17 protein-coding genes and 2 pseudogenes are annotated in these 16994 nt (G+C 69.3%); 9 read left to right on the plus strand and 10 right to left on the minus strand.

Features of this window, described 5'->3' with window-relative positions; genetic code table 11:
* The first annotated feature begins 568 nt into the window (after positions 1-568).
* On the plus strand, positions 569-805 hold the full coding sequence (locus ACZ3X1_RS31250; protein WP_467282078.1) for a hypothetical protein: 237 nt from the start codon (positions 569-571) through the stop codon (positions 803-805).
* A 13-nt stretch (positions 806-818) separates the two neighbouring features.
* Positions 819-1517, plus strand: a complete 699-nt coding sequence (locus tag ACZ3X1_RS31255; RefSeq protein WP_467282080.1) for an alpha/beta fold hydrolase — start codon at positions 819-821, stop codon at positions 1515-1517.
* 38 nt (positions 1518-1555) lie between these two features.
* Here ACZ3X1_RS31255 and ACZ3X1_RS31260 read toward each other — a convergent pair.
* The 5 genes and pseudogenes from ACZ3X1_RS31260 to ACZ3X1_RS31280 all read right to left on the minus strand — a co-directional run.
* Positions 1556-2374 (minus strand): annotated as a pseudogene (locus ACZ3X1_RS31260) (IS5 family transposase); the annotation flags it as partial.
* 333 nt (positions 2375-2707) lie between these two features.
* Positions 2708-3061 (minus strand): DUF6191 domain-containing protein, encoded by a 354-nt coding sequence (locus ACZ3X1_RS31265; protein ID WP_467282082.1) that lies wholly within the window; start codon positions 3059-3061, stop codon positions 2708-2710.
* Between the two features lie 592 nt (positions 3062-3653).
* The gene (locus ACZ3X1_RS31270) at positions 3654-4508 is read right to left on the minus strand and encodes a PEP/pyruvate-binding domain-containing protein (RefSeq protein WP_467282086.1); all 855 of its coding nucleotides are present in this window, start codon (positions 4506-4508) and stop codon (positions 3654-3656) included.
* Positions 4505-6211 carry a PEP-utilizing enzyme gene (locus ACZ3X1_RS31275; RefSeq protein WP_356814611.1) on the minus strand — a complete coding sequence of 569 codons (1707 nt, stop codon included), beginning with the start codon at positions 6209-6211 and terminating at the stop codon, positions 4505-4507. Before ACZ3X1_RS31275 ends, ACZ3X1_RS31270 begins: the two co-directional genes overlap by 4 nt.
* 18 nt (positions 6212-6229) lie before the next feature.
* Positions 6230-6853, minus strand: a complete 624-nt coding sequence (locus ACZ3X1_RS31280; protein ID WP_356814610.1) for a TetR/AcrR family transcriptional regulator — start codon at positions 6851-6853, stop codon at positions 6230-6232.
* Between the two features lie 279 nt (positions 6854-7132).
* On the opposite strand from ACZ3X1_RS31280, the gene ACZ3X1_RS31285 reads away from it, so the two are divergent.
* Positions 7133-7312 (plus strand): VOC family protein, encoded by a 180-nt coding sequence (locus tag ACZ3X1_RS31285; RefSeq protein WP_467282092.1) that lies wholly within the window; start codon positions 7133-7135, stop codon positions 7310-7312.
* A gap of 780 nt (positions 7313-8092) precedes the next feature.
* Entirely contained in the window at positions 8093-8656 is a 564-nt protein-coding gene (locus tag ACZ3X1_RS31290) for a DinB family protein (protein WP_467282095.1), read from the plus strand.
* A gap of 11 nt (positions 8657-8667) precedes the next feature.
* Here ACZ3X1_RS31290 and ACZ3X1_RS31295 read toward each other — a convergent pair whose 3' ends face one another.
* A complete protein-coding gene (locus ACZ3X1_RS31295) occupies positions 8668-9144 on the minus strand; it encodes a transposase family protein (RefSeq protein ID WP_467282097.1) in 477 nt (158 codons plus the stop codon).
* Positions 9145-9160: 16 nt separating this feature from the next.
* Between ACZ3X1_RS31295 and ACZ3X1_RS31300 the strand changes: the two genes are divergently transcribed.
* The gene (locus ACZ3X1_RS31300; protein ID WP_467282254.1) at positions 9161-9646 is read left to right on the plus strand and encodes a hypothetical protein; all 486 of its coding nucleotides are present in this window, start codon (positions 9161-9163) and stop codon (positions 9644-9646) included.
* Here ACZ3X1_RS31300 and ACZ3X1_RS31305 read toward each other — a convergent pair.
* From ACZ3X1_RS31305 to pdxR, 3 genes and pseudogenes are all read right to left on the minus strand, one after another.
* Positions 9639-10275: pseudogene (locus ACZ3X1_RS31305) on the minus strand (IS5 family transposase); the annotation flags it as partial. The gene ACZ3X1_RS31300 and the pseudogene ACZ3X1_RS31305 overlap by 8 nt on opposite strands.
* Positions 10160-11353: a maleylpyruvate isomerase family mycothiol-dependent enzyme gene (locus tag ACZ3X1_RS31310; protein ID WP_467282099.1), complete on the minus strand. Its 1194-nt coding sequence runs from the start codon at positions 11351-11353 to the stop codon at positions 10160-10162. The gene ACZ3X1_RS31310 and the pseudogene ACZ3X1_RS31305, both read right to left, overlap by 116 nt.
* The gene (gene pdxR / locus ACZ3X1_RS31315; RefSeq protein WP_467282101.1) at positions 11341-12819 is read right to left on the minus strand and encodes a MocR-like pyridoxine biosynthesis transcription factor PdxR; all 1479 of its coding nucleotides are present in this window, start codon (positions 12817-12819) and stop codon (positions 11341-11343) included. The genes ACZ3X1_RS31310 and pdxR overlap by 13 nt, the downstream gene beginning before the upstream one ends.
* A gap of 55 nt (positions 12820-12874) precedes the next feature.
* On the opposite strand from pdxR, the gene ACZ3X1_RS31320 reads away from it, so the two are divergent.
* From ACZ3X1_RS31320 to ACZ3X1_RS31335, 4 genes are all read left to right on the plus strand, one after another.
* Positions 12875-14050: an MFS transporter gene (locus ACZ3X1_RS31320; RefSeq protein WP_467282242.1), complete on the plus strand. Its 1176-nt coding sequence runs from the start codon at positions 12875-12877 to the stop codon at positions 14048-14050.
* Between the two features lie 133 nt (positions 14051-14183).
* A complete protein-coding gene (locus tag ACZ3X1_RS31325; protein WP_467282104.1) occupies positions 14184-15071 on the plus strand; it encodes a ketopantoate reductase family protein in 888 nt (295 codons plus the stop codon).
* A gap of 107 nt (positions 15072-15178) precedes the next feature.
* Positions 15179-15574 carry a RidA family protein gene (locus ACZ3X1_RS31330; RefSeq protein ID WP_467282105.1) on the plus strand — a complete coding sequence of 132 codons (396 nt, stop codon included), beginning with the start codon at positions 15179-15181 and terminating at the stop codon, positions 15572-15574.
* A 397-nt stretch (positions 15575-15971) separates the two neighbouring features.
* Positions 15972-16469, plus strand: coding sequence for a transposase (locus tag ACZ3X1_RS31335; RefSeq protein WP_467282107.1), 498 nt, complete (start codon positions 15972-15974; stop codon positions 16467-16469).
* 53 nt (positions 16470-16522) lie between these two features.
* Here ACZ3X1_RS31335 and ACZ3X1_RS31340 read toward each other — a convergent pair whose 3' ends face one another.
* Positions 16523-16837 (minus strand): hypothetical protein, encoded by a 315-nt coding sequence (locus ACZ3X1_RS31340; RefSeq protein WP_467282109.1) that lies wholly within the window; start codon positions 16835-16837, stop codon positions 16523-16525.
* Positions 16838-16994: the final 157 nt, after the last annotated feature.

A 16994-nucleotide genomic window follows, 5' to 3' on the forward strand; every position in this document is an offset into this window, starting at 1 on the left:
GATGTTGTTCGAACAAAGGCCGACGGGTTCCGCGTCCTCGTGTTCACCGGCCCCAAGCCATACCTCCCGTCCAGACGCGGCGCCGATCAGCCCCTCGCAGCTGCTCGGCAAACTGCCGGACGCCGACGGTCAACCCGTGCCCGTGGTGGAAAACCAGCACCTCAGCCAAGCCGCTCCCCTCGTGCTCCGGTGCCCGGGCGGCGCCGCAGCACGAGATGGCCCGCGCCACTGACATCTGCGGGTCGTAGCCGGACGGGATCAGATCGTCTCCACCGCGGGCAGTGGCCTGCCGGTGCAGAGCTCAGGTGCCCGGCGGTTATGGCTCTGGAGGCGGCACTGCGGGCCGGTCGAGGGCCGCGGCCCGGGCACGGGCGAGTTCGCAGGCTCGATCCTATTCGCAGGGCCGCCGGTGACTCCCGAACTTCTCATCTACGTAGCCACACGTGGAGTCATGCATCGATAGGCAGAGCGCAGCTATCTCACCCACGTCGCCCTGGGGACTGGTGCGGGCCACCGAATCCCGAGCCACAAAGGGTGAGCTCAAATTGACGGGCAGCAGGGGGAATTCATGAGCCGATCCGTGACGAGCGGGGTCTTCCAGGCACTGGAAGCAGACAACCCGCCGATGGTCGCCGGATACTGCTGCCCGCACGGTGCCGACGGTCAGGTCGACGATGTCGACGCGGGAGCCGTACCCGCGCCCGGGTCGCGGCCCAAGCTCCACCAGGCCGTGTATCGAAAGTGGATCAAGGTGAGGTGGTGGCCGTGGTTCGAGGCTAGGCTCACCTGTCTGGTGTCGATCTGAGGAGACGGACGAGTTGGCTGCTGTGGTGCTGGTTCACGGCCTGTATCACCGTCCCGAGCACTTTGCGGTGGTGGCGGAACGGTTGCGGACCGACGGAACCGAGGTTGCTACACCCGAGCTCCACCGCGGCTCTTTGGCTGCTGACACCGCCGCCGTCCAGGCCGTCATCGACGCGTTGCCCGAGCCCCCGGTCGTCCTCGGCCACTCCTACGGAGGGTCGGTGATCACAGGGGTCCGCGGAGCAGCACACCTGGTCTACCTTGCGGCCTTCGTACCCGATGCCGGCGAGAGCGCGGCCAGTCTGGGCGGTGCGTCCCAACAGCTCAAGGACGCCATCGTCGCCGAGCCGGACGGCTCGACCACCCTGCACCCCGGCCTGGCCATCGACACACTCTATGGCGACTGCCCTGAACCCCTCGCCGCGCAGGCGGTCGGCCTGCTGCGTGCACAAGCCCCGGGCTGCGGACGTGGAGTCCCCCAGCACCACAGCTGGAAGATGACTCCCTCCACCTACATCATCTGCGCACAGGACCGCGCCATCGACCCCGGCCTCCAGCGGACCATGGCTTCGCGCTGCACCGACGTGCGCGAATGGCAGACAGACCACTCACCGTTCGTCGGGCAGCCTGACCTCACCGTGGAACTCCTGCGAGAACTGCTCCCCACCCACATCGCGCCCAGCCGGAACCAGGAAGCCACAACCACTCGTTGATCACTGCAATAGGACCGTCGCCTCGTATCGGACGCGAGCTGGTCGTACCTGGTGGCGACGGCACGGTGCCTCTTGAGGCGGTTGATCCCGCGCTCCACCGCGTGGCGCTGGCGGTAGTCGACCGGGTCGAAACGCGGTGGCCGCCCACCCCGGGAGCCGAGCTTCTGACGGTTGCGTGCCTGATCGGCCTTGTCGGGGATGGTGCAGCGGATCCCGCGGCGGCGCAGGTAGGCACGGTACTTGCGGGAGGCGTACGCCTTGTCCGCGCGCACACGATCAGGGCGGACCCGCGGGCGGCCCGGCCCGATCCGGGGCACGCGGACCTTTGCCAGTACGGGTTCGAACTGCGGCGAGTCCCCACTCTGCCCTGCCGTCACGACGATCGACATGGGATTCTGGCCCTGCTCGACGGCCAGGTGCAGCTTGGTAGTGAACCCGCCGCGCGACCTTCCCAGTCCATGATCGTGGAGCTCGGTGACGATGCCTCCTGGTGGTTCCTTCTGCAGGTCGCCCTGCTTGCGGGCCCCGGCAGCATGCCGATGGGCGCGGCAGACCGTGGAGTCGACGCTCAGGTCCCACGTGATCGCACCCTTTGCATCGGCCAGGGACTGGAGCAGGGTGAGGATCCGATGCCAGGTGCCGTTGCGCTGCCATCGGCGGAACAGGTCGTAGACCCGGTTCCACGGTCCGTACTCGACGGGCACGTCCCGCCATGGAACACCGGTCCCGACCCGGAACCGTATGCCATCGATCAGCTGCCGCCGAGGCCAAGCGGGCGGTCGCCCTGCCTTGGCCCTCTTCGGCAACAACGGCTCCAACAACGCCCACTGCTCGTCCGTGAGATCTCCTCGCCCCATGACCACGATCATTCAGCGCGCAAGATCCATTTTCGACACACGGCCTAGCTCAGACACCAGCCGCAAAGTAGGTCGCGGATAGCGGGAAAGATTCACCCGCGTGAGCAGGCGTGTGTTGGTCATGCCCTGCCGACGAGAGCAGCCACCCGGGGACACCTCCCCAACACCCTCCTCGGTGCACTTGCCGCGCCGGTCCTCCAGACAGTGCCGTCACCCGTGCGGGCGCTCCCCATCCGGGCGAGACATGCAATCCGGCGAATGCGGCCGCCCACCATCACGCGACGTGCCCCCACAGCGTGACCGGTTCCGCGCCGGTTCCCTCCGCTCGGCGTCTCACCGCTCGTCCTCACGGGCGCGCCTGTCAGCGCGCGGGCCGCCCGCTTCCTGGGGCGGAACGATGAACGCGGTGCCCTTGGTCAGGTCAATGCTGGAGCGGGGCGGAGCACCGTCGATTTCGTCGTCCCGCCGCAGCTGTTCCACCCTGCGCTGCTCCAGCTCCACCGTCTTGTTTCCGTTCACGACCGCCGTGAACTCGTCGAAGGCGATGCTCGACAGCGACCGCCCCGTACGCCTGCGGAGCCAGGGGATCAAGCCCAGTCCTGTGAGCCAACGCCACGCGCTCTCCATCAGCGCGAACAGGGCCAACACAGATGCGAACGCCGGGAACGACATGAGCAGAGCCGTCATAGACGGTCCCTCGTCGTCGACACAGTCGACGGTCGGGAGACGGCGGAAGGGTCGATTGCCATGGGCTCACTGTTGTGGACCCGAAGCGCGCGGGGATCATGCGTCGGCATGATCCGCCTCCCCCACATGGGGGAGGCCCCAGTGCCGTCCAACGGCGCCATCCAGTGCCGTCTCGCCCGGCCAGGCCGTGCGCCGCACCGGCCTTGCACCCTCGCGCCCATCACCGCGGCCGCCAGGCCCGCCCGAAGCCCACAGGGCCGACGGCGCGCCCTGCGACACGCAGGTGCAACAGAGCCCGCGTTGCACCCCTGACCTACGGCAACACCCACGCAAAGGTCATGCTCGGACGGCCGGCCGAAGTCCAGGGCACGGCCCCGGCGCTCGAAACGCCACGCTGCCAGGACCGGCTCGACCAACTCCCAGCGGACATGGGACAGATCACTCGGATAGGGCGTAGCTTCGCCATACCCCGTGCACCGTTCGATCGATCGATCGACCCTCTCTGGTCATGCCCCATCTGGGACGCCGGCGACATCTTCAACCACAAGCAGTCCGTGATCGCCCCGAGCTGGTGTGGGCGGCTACGCAGGGGTCAGTGCGGGGGCACGGCCCCGGTCATCGGCCGGCGCTGGAGCAGACGGAGACCGTCGGCGACGAAGGCCCACTCCAGGTCCTGCGTCCCGCCGAAGACCTGCTCGCAGCGGGCCGTGAGTTCCCGCAGGCTCTCCAACCGCGTGTCGTCGAGGCAGAGTCGGTGGATTCGGTCGGCGGGGATCGGGACCTGGCTCGTTCCGCCGGCCGGCGCGGGCTCCACGGCCAGGTCCTTCATGCCCGCCGTGCGCTCGATCACCCGGCCGTCGCGGCGGACCCGGTAGTGATCCGGTACGACCACGCCGCTGACCACGGCTTCGCCCAGGCCCCAACTCGCCTCGATCACCAGGACGTCGGAGTCGTCGAGAGGGTCTCGGGAGAACAGGACTCCGGCGCACTCGGGTACTACCAACTCCTGTACCACCACTGCCACTCTGGGCCGGCCGGGCAGCCCGAGCCGCTCACGGTAGGCGAGCGCGGCGGCCGAGTGCGCCGAATCTCTCACCATTCGGACCGCCTCAGTCAGCCCGTCCGGACCCCGTACGTTGAGGCAGGTGAGGTGCTGTCCGGCGAAGCTCGCCGCGGCCGAGTCCTCGCCCAGCGCGGATGAACGCACGGCCAGCCTGCCGCCCTGCAAGTCGGCGGTCGACCCGTGCAGGGCGGCGAGTGCCTCGTCGTCGCCTGCTGCGACGGCGTCGACGAACCGCCATTCCAGGGCGATTCCTTCCGGTACCGGTAGACCCGCCCGGGCGGCGGCCGCGAGCTGCGAGGACTTGTCGCCGTACAGGCTCTCGTCGGTGGCCAGGCGGAGCGGCACGGGGGCGGACCACGTGCTCGGCGACAGCGGACTTGTCATCGGACCACCGCCGCCTCTCCGGCCCGGCCGTCGACCCGCACCCAGGCGCCGTCGGGTATTACCGCCGTGGCGTCCGTGCATCCGACGACGCCGGGGATGGCGAACTCCCGGGCGACGATGGCGGCGTGGGAGAGCGCCCCGCCGCGATCGGTGACGATCGCGCCGAGCAGGGGCAGGACGATGTTGAAGGCCGTGGTGGTCGCGCCGGTGACCAGGACGTCGCCGGGTTGGATGCGGTCGAACTCGGGCACACCGCTGATCACCCGTGCCGGGCCTTCGTACACGCCCGAACTCGCGCCAAGCCCGTGCACGGTCCGCCCCTCGGTCCGTGCTGCCGGGTTGCTGAACATGGCAAGGACGACGGCCCCGAGGGCGCGTTCCAGGCGTGCCGCGGCGGGCGGCAGCCACTCGGGCGGCAGCGGGTCGCCCGGCGGTGGACCCAGCATCGGCGGCGCGTCCGCGTACCGGGCGTGGTCGCGGTAGTGCGCCCGGGCGGCGAGTTCTGCGGCGTCGGGCCCGGAGCCCGTACGGACCAGGGCGCGCAGCTCGGCGTAGTTCGCCTCGGCCAGGTGGGCGGGTGCGTGGATCCGGCCCTGCTCGGTGAGCCGTCGGCCGGCCGCCAGGATGGCGCGCCGGGTGAGGCCGATGGCCGGCAGGTCCGCGCACGACCCGCGCTCGTCGCGCAGCCGGGAGACCAGCCGCGCCTCGGCGAGCAGCTCGTCGAAGTGGGAGCGGTGCGGCGCTGGTACGGCGTCGCGGAGGTCGGCCGCCGCGTCGGCGCGCTGGTCGGCGGGGGCGTCCGCCTGGGGCCTCGCCGAGGAGGAGACCGCCGAGCGAATGGCCGCGAGCACGACGGCGGGCAACTCCGCCACGCAGGGATCGCCCACGTCCTCGCCATTGACGGGGCGCCAGCCCGCCGTCTCCAGGTATTCGGCGAGGGCGGTACTCGTACGTCCCGCGACGTCCCCCAGCGCCGCCAGCAGCTCCTGGGGTCGCGCCGGGGAGGCGAGCAGCTCGCTCACCCGGGGGTCCGCTGCTACGGCGGCGGCCAGCTCGGCCAGTTCCTCCCGGTCCGCCAGCGGGTCGGGGCTCGATCCGGCCAGCGGGGCCAGGATCTCGCCGGTGGTGCGCCCGGTCCACTCCTGACAGTGTGCGAGCAGATCGCCCATCGGCAGCAGTGCCGGCATGTTGAACAGGTGGTGCAGGTAGCCGGCTCGGCGCTGGTGCTCCCGGCACCGGTCGAGGTACGCGAGCAGACTGCCGGTATCGAGGAGACCGGGCTCGACCTGCTGTAGTTCGCGCCGCTCGCGCTGTAGCCCGGGTCTGACCTCCTCGTCCCAGCGGCGCAGGTCCTCGCGCCACAGCTTGCGCTCGAAGACGGTCGCACTGGTCGCGAGCCTGGTGCGGATCTCGGGATGATCGGCGGCAAGTCGCTCCCAGACCTCTCTCGGCGGGTGGTCCGTGGCGTCCGGCGGGGCTCCCAGCGGTTGGGGATGGTAGTAGCAGAAGCCGTTGACGAAGGCCCAGTCCAACCGTTCGAGCAGCGACCCGTACCGGCGGAGGCTCTCTCCGAAGCCGCGGTGCATCTCCTCGATGAAGATCTCGGCGTGGAACCTGGTCACCGGGCGGGTGAAGTGGGTCGGGTCCAGGAACCAGGTACCCGGCCCCGGTGGAGCGAAAGTGCGTTCCGTGGCGATGCTCATGGCTCTCCTCCTCGCCGGTCATCTGCCCGGGTCGCGTAGCGGGCCGTCCGGGTCTCGCCGCAGCTCGTCTGTGAGCACCCGCACCGCCCAGGCGGCGGCCGTGCCGGCCTCCGCCCCGTCGAGCCCCGCCTGCAGCCGCATGGCCTGCCAGGCCGGGGCGCTCACCAGCAGGTACACCACGGCAACCGCGCGGCGGCGGGCTACCGGGTCGGCCTGCGCCGTGAGCTCGGCCAGCGCCGCCTCCACCGAGTGGAACCGGTGCCTGCGGCCCTGCTCCCGCAGCGGCCGGGCCGCCTTGGAGTTCAGCATGGCGAGGATCAGTGGCGCGTGCTCGTCGTACGAGCGGTAGAGCTCCGGCGCAACGCGGCGCAGCCCGTCCAAGGTGTCCGGATAGGACTGCATGAGCACGTGCAGATTCTCCTGGGCCCACCCGCTCCAGGCCGCGAAGAGCGCCTCCCTGGTCGGGAAGTGCCGATAGACGGTGCGGACGGCGACGCCTGCACGCTCCGCCACGAGCGGGATGGTCAGCTCCTGGACGCTTTCGTCGGCGATGGCCTCGGTGAGCGCGGCGAGGATCAGCTGCCGGGTCTGCTCAAGCTGCCCGGCACGCAGCGGACTCTCGTACGCGCGCTTCTCTTTCATGGCACGTTGACGATACTCCAATTCATGCCAAACTGTCAAGAAATGGTATAAATTTCCCCCAAGGAGGGATGAAGGCCGAGAGGGATGTTGGACGGACATCCGGTTCTCACCATGCTGCCCGCCGCCGATCTGGACCGGGCCAGGGCCTGCTACCACGACCGCCAGGCCTCACGCGGGCCCAGGAGATCAGCAGCGCCCTGACGTACGAGTCGGGCGGCGCCCACTTCGTCCTCGCCGCCAGCTACGGCAAGAGCGACGGGGGGCACCCGAGCAGCCTGGGTGGTCGACGACATCGATGCCGAGGTTGCGGCCCTCAAGTCGCGTGGCGTCACCTTCGAGGAGTACGACCTGCCGGGCTACCGAACGGCTGACGGCGCCTGCCGGGTCGAGGGCGTGGGCCGCGCTGGGCACTTCAAGGACAGCGAGGGGAACCTGCTCGGCCTGGTCCAGTTCGGCTGACCACCTCGGTTCTCCGGCTGTCCCTACTGAAGTGGAGGTCAAGTGCCTCCTTACCGGTCCACTACTTGACGCTCACCTGCGATGTGCAGGTTTGGTGTCAGAAGCCACATCTCAACCGATCTTGGAACGTGCAGGCCGAACAGGAAATGCCGAAGGCGTGGGAGACGCCGGCGGGAAGGCCGTCCGCGACAGCCCGCTCTCAACGCATCCCCACGGGCAAATACGGCGGCCGCGCGACCTCGAACCACTCACCACCCACACAGGTGGAGGCGTAGCACCAGGAACAGGACCAGATCTCCGAATGCGTCACCGCCAGCAGCGCCGGCCATCGCCACATCGCACTCCACTGGCGGATCCTCACACGCCTCCATGCGTGGACCCAACCCGCTGACACCACGCTACTTACCAAACACCCTTGCCAGGACAAACGCTCTTTTAGTGCAGACTGCGTAGGAGCCTGGCGTGGCAGCGCGACCGCTCCGAAGGGCATGGAGCCCTGTAGGACCGCACCTCTATGAGTCTTCGCCATCTTCGAACATGCAGGTCGGAAGCTCTGGCGTGGCGCTCGCTCGGGATACTCATGCTGATCTCGGGCGGGAGTCTGCGGTCTTGATCATCCGTCACGTTATCGGTCGAGGCTGAGCCGTTCGCGGCGGCGCGGCCCGAAGGGCACATCAGGCCCCAGCGTCATCTCCTGGTGCGGTACGTCTCGCGGCCCACGGCCGGCGACGGCGTCCGCGAGGGGCGCAGCCAGGTCTCCGCTGTATGTAGTGTGCGGAAATGACAAGAAGCGAGCGACTCGCGGACCAGTTGGACTGGTACTGGAGCAAGAACCTGCGGCCACGGCTGGAGGGTCTTACCGACGAGGAGTACTTCTGGGAGCCGGTGCGCGGCTGCTGGAGCATCCGCGCACGTGGCACGTCGCCCGCACCGATGTCGGAAGGTTCGGGGGAATGGACGATGGACTTCGCGTCCCCTGCCCCGGTGCCTGCGCCGGTGACGACGATTGCCTGGCGGCTGGCGCACATCATCGTCTCGTGCCTGGGCTATCGGGTGGGATGGTACTTCGGCGGCCAGGACGTCGACTCCCAGACATTCGCCTACGCGGGGACCGCTGACGAGGCGCTGGAACAGCTCGATGAGATGTATGGGAGATGGAACGCGGGGGTCCGCGAGCTCTCGGACGCTGACCTGGACAATCCGCCCACGGTGGGTCCCGAGCGGTTTCCCATGGAGAACAGGGTCCTGCACGTCAACAGGGAGCTGATCCATCACGGCGCCGAGATTTCCCTGCTGCGCGACCTCTACCGCTGGCAGGACGGAGCCGTATCGCGCCGAATATGACTGATCATCTGTCAGCGTGAGAGCTCGAGGTTCGAGAGGACCAGGAGAGCGCGCAGAAGGTCGGTGGCGCGAGCGGGGTCGGTGCGGAGTTTCGTGAGGATGCGCCAGGTCTTCAGGTGCGCGAAGCCGTGTTCGACGGGAGCGCGTGCGGCGGCCAAGACCCGGTTGGCCTGCTTCTCGCCGGGGGTGAGCTCGCGGGCGCGGGTGCCTTGTAGCCGGTGACGATCACCGGGTCGTCGCTGTCGTCGCTGTCGTCGGTGAGGCCGAGGAAGCCGAGGTCGGCCAGGGCGCCGAGGCCGGCCGCGCGCAGGTGGGTGAGGATGTGGTCGCGGCGGGCGGCGGTAATGTCGTGGGTGCGGCCGGGGCGGGCCGCGGAGATCCAGAGCCAGATGATGGTGCCCACGATCCCGCCGGCCTTCAGCCGATGCAGATGCGGAAATCGCGCGGTCGCCGCGTTCTTTTACCGGAACGCCCCCTCCTCCGGACAACCGGCAGAATCACACCATGCCGAAGACTTCCGCCCTTGCCGCCTCGTCCGCGCTGCGTGCTCACCTCGTGGACCAGCTCAAGAGTGTCCTGCGCCGTCCTGGAGCCTACGGGGACCTCGACACCGCCGTCTGGTTCCTCATGCACCACCTGCTCGTTGTCGAGAAGGACGGCCCCGGCGCCTGGACGGCCGAGCAGTCCCGTCTCACGGAGAGCGGCGCCTGCTACGCCGACGGGATCCAAGGCGCATTCGAGAAGCTGCTGCGCCTGGAGACCGGACGCGACGTGCACGCCGCGTCCGTGTACGCCGAGTTGGCTCACCGTCGGGGCTGGCTCACCCTCGACCGGATCCTGTCCAAGGACGAGTACGACGCAGTCCGGGGGCTCTCCACGACTGGTGTGCTGCGGATCGGGACCTGCCGGATGCCGTCACCGCCTTCGGCGAACCCTCCGTCGTGTTCGGCGGCGCAAACCCCCGCACCGGCAAGGCCCTCGATGTGGTGAGGCGGACAAGGCGTTTGTAGCAGCAGATGGCAGCCGCGAGGCCGAGAAAGGCCAGGTAGTTGCGGGGTTGGCGTTCGTACCGGTGGTTGAGTCGGCGGTATCCAGTCAGCCAGGACATGGTCCGCTCGATCACCCAGCGTCGACGTCCTAATCGTTCGCTGGACTCGACGCTTTCCGGGCAATGCGGACGCCGATCCGCTTGCCACGGAGCCACCTGCGCAGGTGAGGGACGTCGTAGGCCTTGTCGGCGTGCAGGCGTTGGGGTTTGAAGTGGCGGCCGCGGTGGGGGTCGTGTCTCGTTTGGTGACCGGCGACCATGGGCTTCAAGGCTTCGCTGTCGTGGGTGTTGGCTGCCGAGACGCCGACGAGGAGGGGCAGTCCGTTCGCGTCCGACAGGACGTGCGTCTTGGAACCCGGCCTACCTCGGTCCACGATATCCCGAAGCAGGGCGGCAGAGCCCGCCAGGCACAGCCGCTGACCAGCACGTAGATGATCGCGGCGAACAGCGTCTCATCAGGCGTGTCCTGCGTTCCACCGCCCTGCGGCCGCACCCTCGACGGCGGGATCAACGGCTCCGCGATCTCCCACAACCCGTCCGGAACAATCCAACTCCACGTACCCCACCCCATACCGACGTCTACGACACCGGCCTGAGGTCCAGTCCAACGGGAGACCTCTTCTGCGACGGCTTGCAACTTGAACTCGGTGCCCAGCGCGTCGGCGACCACGTCGGTCCTGGGCACTGTTCTTCGTCGCGGGAGACGACCACTTGATCACTCGCGACAAGGCCCGCGAAGCTGTCTGGCACCGCTGGTAGACGACACCACGCTCACCTCGCCACGCTGAGAAGCCGTTGTAGCACCGAGAGGTCCCCTTGGCGGTCGAACGAGGGTTCCCGGTTGGGTGATCTTCCCGTGGTCGGGGCGTGAAGGCAGGGGCCTTCCGAACAACTCGACGACCCGTAGGGCGGTCTTCGCGATCAGCTCCAGCCGGGGGCTGGTGGTAGGGCCGGTCGGGCGGGACCGGCAGTGGACGGTCGGACGTGAGCGGGGGGTCGAGCGCGCGGCCGCTGAGCCAGCCGAGGAGGGCGTGGCCGGAGCCGGTGATGTTGGGGCCGGTCGGGGACAGGGCCCAGGATCGGCCGATGTCGAGGGCTTTGACCCGGGCGACGGGGAAGTCGAGTGCGGCGAGCGCCGTGATGGTGTCGTCGAGTGCCCAGGTCACGTACGTGCTGGGCCAGTCGGTGGCGCGGTAGCCGGCGCGGTAGCCGGCGTTCAGGTCGACGTGGTGCGTTTCGAGTTCGCGCCAGCAGCGGTGGAGGGTGTACCAGGCCGGGTGCCGCCAGCCCGCCAGTGCCGTGACCAGGGTGTCCCAACGTTCCACGGGCATCGATGTGGCGTCTTCGGCCAGGTGTGCAAGGCGGCTGCGCAGGTCGGTGGCGAGTTCGGCCGCGGGGCGGTCGGCGCCTTCACGGACAGTACGGGCGAGCGACTTGGCGTCCGTGCTCGGGGCGGGTTCGATGCCGGTTCGGGCCACGGCGAGCATCCACCCATAGGCGTCGATGCTGTGGGCCAGGTGGGTGATGACGTGGCCGCGGGTCCAGCCGGCCAGCGTCCAGGGCGCACGCGTCTCCAGGTCGGTCAGCGCGTCGAGGGTGGCGGTGATCCCGGCACCCGAGCGGGTGACTTCCTCGATTACGTCGAGCATGTTCGTACCGTAGTGGCGGGGTAGTCGTCGCCGAGCGTCGGACGGACCTGCGACGCGGGATATCGGCCCCTCAGCAGGCCTCCGACCGCCGTGATGCCTGCCGTGATGGCGCGTTCACCGACGTTGCCGAACCCCAGGATCAGCTGCACTGGCTCTGTCGCATGCGAAGAACGGCAGGTGCTCATTCCGTAGAGGCCCACGGATCGGGCGTGGGCGGCGGCGATGAGGTCTTGCTCGTCGGCCGGTCCGTGGAGGTGCGCTACCGCGTGGAAGCCCGCCGCGAGGCCGGTCACCCTGACCTCGGGGGCATGTTCGGCGAGCGCCGCCACCAGGGTCTTGCGCCGTGCCGCGTAGGTTGTCCGCATCCGACGCAGGTGCCGGTCGAAGCGGCCGGACTCGATCATTCTCGCGAGGGCGAGCTGATCGAGTGTGGGCGACCCGCGGTCGTTCAGCTGCTTGTGCTCGATGATCAGCTCGGTGAGCGCGGGCGGGCAGAGCATCCACCCGATGCGCAGCGCGGGCGCGAGGGACTTGCTGACGGTACCTATGGAGATCACGCGGTCGGCGGCGAGTCCTTGCAGGGCGCCCACCGGCTCCCGGTCGTAGCGGAATTCGGCGTCGTAGTCGTCCTCGATGACGACGGCGTCCCGGCTCCTGGCCCACTCGATCAGGGCGAGCCGCCGCTCGGGTGCCAGAGCGACACCGGTGGGCCACTGGTGCGCAGGGGTCATGACGACGGCGCGGGCGTCGGTCGCGGCGAGTGCCTGCACGTCGATGCCGCGCTCGTCGACCGGTACCGGGATCGCCGACAGGCCCGCCCAGGACGCGGCAGAGGAGATCGTGGCCGGTGAGCCGGGGTCCTCGTACGCCACCGTACGGACACCTGTCCGGGCCAGGGCGTGCAAGGCCAGACCGAGGCCCTGCGCGTAGCCGGAGCAGATCACGATCCGTTCCGGATCCGCTGCGGCGGCGCGCACCCGCCGCAGATATCCGGCCATGACCTCGCGCAGAGCCACATTGCCGCGCGGGTCTCCGTAATCAAGCGCCGCCGTCGGCATGGCGCGTGCCGCCTCGCGCATGGCCCACAGCCAGTCGGCGAGCGGGAAGCTGCTCAAGTCCGGAACGCCCCACTTGAAGTCGGCCACCAGTCGTGGAGGTGCCGAGGGCGGTGACGTGGGCGCTGGCGGTGCGCCCGCGCCGGCGGCGACCCGGGTGGCTGAGCCGACGCGTGTCACGAGGTATCCCTCGGCTTGGAGCTGGGCGTAGCAGTCCTGCACCAGCCCGCGCGACAGCCCGAGCATCCGAGCGAGTTCACGGGAGGACGGCAGCCGTTCGCCGATCTGCACCCGCCCGGTCCGGATCGCGTCCCGCAGCCGGAGTTCCAGCTGGGATCGCAGCGGCTCGCCGCTGTCCCGGTCGATGACCAGCAGCAGATCGGGTGACAGACCGGACCACTCCAGAGGCATGGAATTGGATCTTACTGGCGATCCGCTTGGCCTTTAGCTTCGTCGTGTGACCAGGATGATCAACTCTCGAGCTGAGGGCGCCGGCTCGCGGCCGCTGCTGGTGACGCGGCCCCTGCTGCTGCGTTTCGTCTCGGTCATCGGTGCCTCGACGAGCTTCTACCTGCTGTTGTCGGTCGTCCCCCTCTATGCCGAGGTGTGCGGAGGCGGTTATGCCGCGGGACTGGCCACGGGTGCGCTGATGCTGGCGACGGTCGGAGGCGGGCTGGCCACTCCCCGGTTCGTTGCCCGCTTCGGTTACCGCCTGGCGCTGGTGGCAGGGCTGGTCCTCCTCGGCACGCCCACGCTGGTGCTGACCGCTTCCGGGAGCACGGTTTGGATCACGGCGGTCTGTGTCGTGCGGGGTCTGGGCTTCGCGTTCACGGTCGTCGCGGGTGGCGCTTTGACGGCGTCGCTGATCCCGCCCGAGCGCCGTGGTGAGGGGCTGGCACTGGTTGGCATCGTGTCTGGGGTTCCGTCGCTGGTGGCCCTGCCGCTCGGGGTGTGGCTGGTAGGGCACGTGGGGTACGTACCGGTCTGCATTGCTGGCGCAGTGGCCGCGCTGGCTGCCATCGTCTCGGTGCCGGGCCTGCCGGACCGCGAGCCGACCTCGGGACGGTCGATCGGGGTGCTGGCCGGGTTCCGGACGGCCGCTCTTCTGCGGCCCGCCGTCGTCTTCTCGGCTACTGCGCTCGCTGCCGGAATCACCGTCACCTTCCTCCCCCTTGCCGTCCCGTCGGCTTCTACCGGAGTCGTCGCCATGGCCCTGTTCGTCCAGTCCGCGGCATCAACCGCGGCCCGCTGGGTCGCGGGCCGACACGGCGACCGGCACGGACCGGCCTCACTCGTCCTGCCCGGCCTTGTTGTCTCCGCCGCAGGGACGCTGCTCACCTCTCTGACCCACAGCCCGGTCGCCGTTGTCGTCGGCGTGGCCCTGTTCGGGGTCGGCTTCGGAGTCACCCAGAACGCCACGCTGACGCTGATGTACGCGCGTGTCCCCGCGTCCGGCTACGGCACCGTCAGCGCCCTGTGGAACTTCGCCTACGACGCGGGCATGGGCGTCGGCGCCGTCGGGTTCGGGGTGCTCGCAGGCCAGACCGGCTACCCATTGGCTTTCACCCTCACCGCCGCGCTGATGCTCACCGCCCTTGCCCCGGCCTGGCGCGACCGCCTGGCCAACGGCTCCCGTCGATGACCGGCGCAACCACACACGGCCGGGGCCAAGGCTCCACCACCAGCACTTGCCGACGCGATCCCGTCGACGAACTGACCGCATTCAGCAACGAGACCGCCCAACGGGCACTGGTCTCCCAAGAACAGGAGCGCACATGACCATGAACACCGTGACGGTGGCCATCCTCGGGCCGGGCGGTGTCGGTGGCCTGATCGGCGCGCTGCTCGCCCGCGACGGACACCGCGTCGTCTGTTTGGCCGGCGAGGAGACCACCGCCGTGCTGCGCCGAGAGGGCCTGCGAGTGCAGAGCACGCAATACGGCGACTTCACCACTCCGGTCGAAGCTGACACCTTGCTGCGCGAACCGGTCGACGTCACCTTCGTGACCGTCAAGCAGACCGCCCTGCCCGCCGCCCTCGACCGTGTTCCGCCGCAGGTCCTCGGCGACGGTATCGTCGTACCGCTGCTCAACGGACTCGACCACCTCGCAGCACTGCGCCGACACTATCCGGCCGGCCAGGTCGTGGCCGGAACCATCAGGGTCGAGGCCACCCGCACCTCGCCCGGACGCATCGCGCACACCAGCCCCTTCACCGCCCTCGAACTGGCCGCCCCGCTCGCCGACCTCGCATCCCACCTTCGGCACGCCGGCCTCGACGTGACCCTGCGCACCGACGAGAGCACGATGCTCTGGGACAAACTCTCCTTCCTCGCCCCGTTCGCCCTGCTGACCACGCGCTACCAGTCCGCTGTGGGCGCCATCCGCGACGAGCGGCGGTCCGAACTGCTTGCCGTACTCGACGAAATCACTGCCGTGGCCCGCGCCGCGGGCACACCGGTGACCGCCGAGGCCGTGCTCTCCTTCTTCGACCGGGCCCCCGAGATGATGAAGTCCTCGATGCAGCGCGACGCGGAGAACGGCCACCCGATCGAGCTCGACGCCATCGGCGGGGCTGTCCTACGGGCCGCGGCCACTCACAGGATCGAGACCCCGATTACCGCACGTCTCGTCGCGGAGCTGGTTCCCACAGCAAGTCAGTAGCAACACCGGCCCGTACCGACGGCGGCGGCGGGCACCTCGTCAAGTGCCGACAGTCCAAAGCCATACACAACACCCCGGCGTGCTCACCGCCGCTTTCAGGAGCCATGATGCAGCACTTCGTCCGACCCGACGGCACCCCTCCGGTCAACGGCTACAGCCATGCCGTGGCGTTCACGGGGCCGATGGTCGCCGTCTCCGGACAGGTCCCGGTGGACGCCCACGGGCGGGTGGTGGGCGCGGAGGATACCGCGGCCCAGGTACGTCAGGTCTTCGCGAACCTGGTCACCGCGTTGGAGGCGGCGGGTGCCGCCATGGATTACGTGGTCAAACTGACGGTATTTCTGACCAACCTGGCCGATCTGGACACCTTCCGCCAGGTGCGCGACGAGTACCTGGACACGGCCCGCCCGCCAGCCTGCTCACTCGTCACGGTCGCCGGGCTGGTCCATCCCGCCTTCCGGGTCGAGATCGACGCACTCGCAGTGCTACCCGCTGGGGCGTGAACTCAGGGAAGACACGAGTCGATCACCGGACGCCGTTGTCCGGCATCTCCTGCCCGAGCCCGGCTCGGAGCCCCTCCCCCATTGCGTGTTTGTGGCCGCGCAACGGGGCGCCCGGCCTCCGGAGCTGGCATGAGAAGCCGCATCTCAGCCGATCTTGGAAGCTGCGGGTCAAGAGTTCCTGGTCGGGTGATCTTCCGGTTGTACGCGCACGAAGACAGGGCCTCTCGGTAGCTCGGGGATGTAAATCGAACCAAGCGATGGTCGGGAGGCCCCTTTGTTGTTGTACGCGCCCGCGCACGTTGACTTCAACTCGACCGGTGTGTCATGTGATTGGCTTGCGCACGCGTACGGGAACGCGGCCGATCATCCGGACCGGGTACTCCTGTATCCGTCGGACATGACGGACGCGGAGTGGGCGCAGGTGAAGCCCCTCTTGCCGGTGCCGGCCTGGCTGGAGGGCCGGGGCGGGCAGCCCGAGGGCTACTGCCACCGTCAGATGCTGGACGCGATCCGCTACCTGGTCGCGGGAGGTATCTCCTGGCGGGCGATGCCCGCGGACTTCCCCGTTTGGGACCGGGTCTACGCCTTCTTCCGCCGCTGGCGGCAGGCAGGACTGATCGCGGAGTTCCACGACCGTCTGCGCGGGATGGTCCGCGAACGCGAAGGACGCGAGACGGAACCGACGGCGGGGATCATGGACGCTCAGTCGGTACGGGCTGCCGCGTCGGTGCCGGCCGCCTCACGCGGACACGACGGCGGCAAGAAAGTACCGGGCCGCAAGCGACACATCGTCACCGACTGCCTAGGCCTGCTCCTGCCGCGGCTTCTCCAGACCTCCAGCATCTTCGCGGTCACTGTGAACCCGTGGCGGTGGGCGTGGTCGAGCACCAGCTGATCGGCCGCGCTCGGGGTGTCAGCGGACATGCCAGGGAAGGTACCGACGCCTGGTCAGGACGAGGTCGGCGTCGCCGTAGGCGGGGAAGGCGCCGGTGTCCGGCTGGGGCGGGACGATGAACTTCCAGCTCTGCAGCGGTTCGGGAGCAGGTCGCGGATGCCGTCGTGCCGGGCGAGGAACACCCCCGGTCGCAGGGCGAGGAGCATGGAGTCGATGTGGTTGTCGGCCATGCGGTACACGCGGTGAATGCGGTAGCGGCCGGCCAGGTGGCGCTCCAGCCATTCGACGCCGCGGGTGTGGTTGGCCTGGACGATGTTGACGACCAGGTCGGGGCCGAGGCGCAGGACCTGGGCGCCGTCGAGCATCATCTCGTAGCCGACGTCGTAGGGGCTGGGCTGCGGGTCGTCGATCGGCTCGGTGGGCCCGCCGAGGTGGTGGTGGCGTCGCGGGCGTAGGAGAGGTCGAAGCCGGCGTCGGTGAGGTGGGGCGCGGCATGGTGGTCCAGCGTGCGCCGGCCTGCCAGTA

It is taken from the genome of Streptomyces sp. NPDC023541, assembly GCF_055559995.1.